The 4442-nt window shown below is 48.4% G+C and carries 4 protein-coding genes and 1 rRNA gene; all 5 read left to right on the forward strand.

Annotated features, from left to right (window positions below; genetic code table 11):
- The first annotated feature begins 13 nt into the window (after positions 1-13).
- The 5 genes from rrf to RMO27_RS19020 all read left to right on the forward strand — a co-directional run bounded on the left by rrf (position 14) and on the right by RMO27_RS19020 (position 4371).
- Positions 14-131 (forward strand): 5S ribosomal RNA (gene rrf, locus RMO27_RS19000).
- Between the two features lie 273 nt (positions 132-404).
- The gene (locus tag RMO27_RS19005) at positions 405-1151 is read left to right on the forward strand and encodes a phycobilisome rod-core linker polypeptide (protein ID WP_309735436.1); all 747 of its coding nucleotides are present in this window, start codon (positions 405-407) and stop codon (positions 1149-1151) included.
- Positions 1152-1365: 214 nt separating this feature from the next.
- Entirely contained in the window at positions 1366-1746 is a 381-nt protein-coding gene (locus tag RMO27_RS19010; RefSeq protein ID WP_309735439.1) for a response regulator, read from the forward strand.
- Positions 1747-1865: 119 nt separating this feature from the next.
- The gene (locus tag RMO27_RS19015) at positions 1866-3893 is read left to right on the forward strand and encodes a response regulator (protein ID WP_309735441.1); all 2028 of its coding nucleotides are present in this window, start codon (positions 1866-1868) and stop codon (positions 3891-3893) included.
- A gap of 214 nt (positions 3894-4107) precedes the next feature.
- Complete coding sequence (locus RMO27_RS19020) at positions 4108-4371, forward strand: hypothetical protein (protein WP_309735443.1); 264 nt, start codon at positions 4108-4110, stop codon at positions 4369-4371.
- Positions 4372-4442: the final 71 nt, after the last annotated feature.

Raw genomic sequence — 4442 nt, forward strand, 5'->3', positions numbered from 1 at the left:
ACCAGTACACCTGCTTGGTGTCTATGGCATAGTGGAACCACACCGATCCCTTCCCGAACTCGGAGGTGAAACGCTATTGCGGCGACGATAGTTGGGGGGTTGCCCCCTGTCAAAATAGCTCGATGCCAAGCTTAATATTCAAATGTAAAACAGCAGACACTTGGTAAGCATCTGCTGTTTCACGTGTTTTACAATAGATTAATTGTGAAAACTTGTGAACTGAGATGTGATTTAATATTAACAATAATTAGTTATTGCTGTTTTGTTCCAAGCTAAAAGACAACTTATTTCTGCGTAAAAATTAAGGAATGTATTTTTTTGGGCGATCGATAACAGATGGGGTACAAATGAGGATTATGATGAGAAAAATTGTAAAGTTTCGTAAGAAAGAACAGTTGTAATATATGCCTATTCCTTTATTAGAATACGCCCCATCCACTCAAAACTCGCGGATTAGCGGTTATGAGGTTCCCAGCGACGAACAGCCGAGAGTTTTTTCTACGGATAATTTATTATCTCCGAGTGAGATCGATAATCTGATTGAAGCTGCTTATCGTCAGATTTTCTTTCATGCCTTTGCGGCAGATCGCGAGAAATTTTTGGAATCTCAGCTCCGGAGCGGTCAAATCACGGTGCGCGATTTCATTGGGGGGTTGTGTTTATCCAATACCTTCACCAATAGTTTTTATAATCTCAATAGCAATTATCGTTTTGTCACCCACTGCGTTCAGAAAGTGCTCGGACGCGATGTCTATAGTGATGCAGAAAAAATCGCTTGGTCGATTGTAGTTGCAACGAAAGGTCGTGCAGGCTTTATTAATGACTTGCTCAATAGCAATGAGTACTTAGAAAACTTTGGCGATAATATCGTTCCCTTTCAGCGGCGGCGGGTGTTACCTTCTGGTACGAGTGAATTACCATTTAACATTCAATCGCCTCGTTATAATGAATACTATCGGGGCAAGCTAGGATTCCCCAAAATCAGTTATTCAGTTGCCAAACGTAGTGCTACGCCTGTCGCTCAAAAACCAAAAGCAGGAGATCCGGCGCTGTTTGTAGATATGGCTCAAAGCATGGGTTATTGGGGCAATCAACCGCAATCAATCTCTGCTCTCAATCTGGATTACGAAAATCTAGTACCTCGTCGCTAAGGAGGGTAGAGGGTAGGAATTAGGGCTTAATCCCATCTCAACCCGAGCGTGCTCCTACCCTCTAACTTAACGATCTATTTAGATTCAGCGCGTGGATAGTATGCGAGGATTGAGGTGTAGAAATTTTTTTAAGACGATCGGTGGTAGCGATCGTCTTTTGAGCGAGTCATCGGTATCCGTCAAGAATCCTTCAGAATATAAGCCGAGGTAGATCGTGAGTAGTAAACGGATCTTAGTAGTTGATAACGAACCATCGATCCAGGAAGTTGCTCAAATCTGCCTAGAAACCGTAGCAGGATGGCAGGTGACGATTGCTGGTTCTGGATTAGAAGGATTGGCGACGGCCGAGCGGGAGCAACCAGACGCAATTTTATTAGATGTGATGATGCCGGATATGGATGGGCTAGATACCTTCAGTAAATTGCAAGCCAATCCAGCAACTCGATCGATTCCCGTGATTCTGCTGACTGCTAAAGTGCAAATTACTGATCGCCAAAGTTATAGCGAACTGGGCATTCGCTCGACGATTGCCAAACCGTTTAGCCCTTTAGACCTGGCTCAACAAATTGCGACAACTTTGGGCTGGAAACTCTAAGTAAGATCGTGCTTGGTTGTGTAACTAAGTGGGTCGAACTAAATCTAGTCGAAATGTCGAAATTAGGAGCCAGCTAGTCCCGTGCCGCACCTACTAGTCACTGAAATAGTTGGAAAATCATGAAGATTTTAGTAGTCGAAGACGACATTCTTGTGGCTGATGCGCTCAGAATTACGCTCTCCGATCGAAACTATGCTGTCGAAGTCGCGCATGATGGCCAGACGGGATTGGATTGTATCGAAGCATTCGACTACGATTTGTTGTTATTAGATGCGATTTTGCCCAAGCTGGATGGGATTAGCCTCTGCCGCTATGTACGATCGCGCGGTTATCTGATGCCGATTTTGATACTGACAAGCAGAGATAGCAAATACGATCGGGCGATGGGGTTGGATGCAGGTGCGGATGATTATGTGGTCAAGCCATTCGATCCTGAAGAATTATCAGCGCGGATTCGCGCCCTGTTGCGACGGGGGAACGATCGGGTTCAAACCGTGCTGACTTGGGAAAATTTGACGCTCAATCCGTCTAATTACGAGGTTACTTACCAACACCAATTACTCAACCTGACGCCCAAAGAATATGCCCTGCTCGAACTATTGCTGCGTCATAGTCGGCAGTTGTTTAGTTGTGGCGCGATTCTCGAACATTTGTGGAGCTATGAAGATGTACCGAGTGAAGAAGCTGTGCGCACGCATATTAAGGGACTCAGGCACAAACTCAAAGCCGCTGGGGCACCACCAGATCTAGTCGAGACCGTATATGGGATCGGCTATCGACTCAAAGCTACCGAGCCAGCGATCGAGCTGCACCAACAGCGGATCGATCGCCGTCGATCGAGCGGCAAAAATCGGCTGGTGCTAGCGGCTGGTGCGGGGATGTCGTTCGAGTCAGCGCCGATCAATCCGGATCGGCCCGATCTCCCGACTCCCGCAGATGTCCGGCCACCAAGCGAGATCGAACAGACGACCGCCGCGAGTACGATTCCCGCCTCGGAAGAAGCTGGTGCTCCACAATTTCTGACCGCAATTTGGAATCGCTATCACCAGCAAACCCTCGATCGAGTTGCCAGCATCGAGAGCGCGATCGTCGCTCTCCAAGATCGATCGTTAACCACCGAAATTCGCCAGCAGGCTTGGCAATCTGCTCACACCCTCGCTGGCACTTTGGGGACATTCGGACTGCCGCTCGGTTCTCAAACTGCCAAACAACTCGAATTATTGTTAGAGGGCAAAACCGCGCTCACATTAGATCGGATCCCGCAACTTCAGAGCGGCATCGCTATATTGCAGCAGGAGATCGCGAGTAAAGCCGCCACACCAAAGAGTATTACACCTGCGCCTCGTCAACTCCCTTGGCTGCTAGCGATCGTCGGCGAGTCAACACTCGCGACATCATTGAGTTTTGCGGCCAAGCAACGGTTTGAGATCGTTAAGGTGAGCCGATTAGAACCCGATCAATTGGCGCAAACGCCACAGCTAGTCATTCTCGACCTCGATTGTTTTGGGCACATCAATGATGGACTAGCGGCATTATCCGAGTTAGATCGGGATTATCCCCGCATCCCAGTTGTAGTCTTGAGTCAACCTCATGTTAGAGTGGAGGATCGATCTCCAGATCGGATGGCGACAACTGCGGAGATCGGTCTGAACTACCGCATTGAAGCCGCCCGCAGGGGTGCTCGGCTATTTTTGGCAAAACCGCTGCCTGCTAGCCAAATTTTGCGGGCTGTTGATCGAGTCTTGCAACAACCCCGTGTCTGTCAAGCCAGGGTGACGATCGTCGATGACGATCGCTTATTACTCGAAGGTGTCAGATCCTTGCTATCGGCGCGGGGCATGATTGTGACAACACTGTCCGAACCCAGTCGCTTTTGGGAAATATTGGAGAGTTCTACTCCCGACTTATTAATTCTGGATTTGGATATGCCTACCCACGATGGGATCGAACTCTGTCGGGCGGTGCGCACCGATCCCCATTGGGCCAAGCTACCAATTTTGTCTCTGACCGCACACACGGCGGCTTTGGCTAGCGATCGGGTATTTGCCGCTGGTGCTGATGACTTTGTGACCAAACCAGTGGTCGATGCCACTCTCGTAACGCGAATCATCAATCGACTCGAACGGATCGGCATCCAGCGATTTTAGATGTTGCTGAACCTGGATATGCAAACAAGGAGCAGCGGGAAGATAAATTAGGTTTGAAAGTAGCCAAGATAACGCCACCATCGCTCATCACGATCCAGATTTTTGTGGCCGTACAACCATCATCAAGTGTAATCGAGAGTCGATCATCGGGAATATTAAGTGAGCGAGCACATGCTGCTTTGGCAGTAATATTCGGGGGAGATCGATATAGATGATGACTCACGACAGCTTTAACTTCAATCTCCCTGGCTATCGAGCGATCGCCGAAATTTACCGAGCTGCCAAGACGGTAGTCTATCGAGCCGAGTCAATTGGGTTAGCGGGCGGCGAAACTGTCCGGTCAGTGACAATTAAGGTTTTGGCATCAGCAGATCCGACCGAGCGAGAGCTAGCAGAATTTCGCCATCACTACTCCCTTCCCGCCGCAAGACTATTTATTGACCGCGATCGATTGCAAAGACTGGTTTTCAGCGGATAAAATTTATAGTAGCGATCGAGCCTTAACTGTCACAGTCAGAGGGATCTATACTCTTTGAGCGGAAAGGGAGT

It is taken from the genome of Chamaesiphon sp. OTE_75_metabat_556, from assembly GCF_031378165.1.
GTDB lineage: Bacteria > Cyanobacteriota > Cyanobacteriia > Cyanobacteriales > Chamaesiphonaceae > Chamaesiphon.